This is a genomic window from Peterkaempfera griseoplana (assembly GCF_001418575.1).
Lineage (GTDB): Bacteria > Actinomycetota > Actinomycetes > Streptomycetales > Streptomycetaceae > Peterkaempfera > Peterkaempfera griseoplana.
In genome coordinates this window covers 483-1,188 of the sequence record NZ_LIQR01000781.1, presented here as the reverse complement: position 1 = coordinate 1,188, position 706 = coordinate 483, and the positions used below count along the sequence as shown (strand labels likewise).

Annotated in this window: 1 protein-coding gene; it reads left to right on the top strand. The window is 72.9% G+C overall.

The genetic code is table 11. From position 1 onward, the window contains the following. Positions 1-499: SAM-dependent methyltransferase (locus AOK09_RS36745; protein ID WP_175609398.1), on the top strand; the 499-nt coding region annotated here is incomplete at its 5' end. Positions 500-706 lie beyond the last annotated feature (207 nt).

The window sequence follows — 706 nt, the reverse complement described above, 5'->3', positions numbered from 1 at the left end:
CAACGACCCCATCGTGCTGGCGCACGCCCGGGCCCTGATGGCCGGGCACGGCCGGGGGAGGACCACCTTCACCCAGGCCGACCTGCGGGAACCGGAGCGGATCCTGGCCGCTCCCGGGGTCCGCGAGGTGATCGACTTCGAGCAGCCCGTGGCCCTGCTGCTGATCTCCATTCTGCATTTCATCCGCGACGAGGAAAGGCCGTACGAGATCGTCTCCCGACTGGTCGAGGCGCTTCCCTCCGGCAGCTTCCTGCTGCTCACCCATGCCTCGCCCGACGCCGACCCGGAGCGGGCGGCCAAGGCCTCGGAGGGCTGGCGCACGGCGTCGGCGCAGATGACCATGCGTCCCCACGCGGAGGTGCTGCGCTTCTTCGACGGCCTGGAGATGGTGGAACCCGGCCTGGTCAGCCGCTGGAACCCGGACGGCGACGGGGAGGACGAGGTGCCGGAGCTCGGTGACCGCGTCATGGGGTACGGGGGCGTCGCCCGCAAGCCGTGAGCCGACGCGGGTCCTCCCGCTGTCGCCGCCGCGCCGTGGACAGGTGGGCCGGGGGTGTCAAGAGGCGGCGTCCTCATCGAGTCGGTCATGTGCGCGGCCGGGCAGGGACAGCCGTATCGCGGACGCACAGTCGGACCCCTGCTCGGCCGCGGGATGTTCCGGGTGACGGGGCTTGCGTCCCGGGCGGGCCGCCGGAGCCGACGGCCG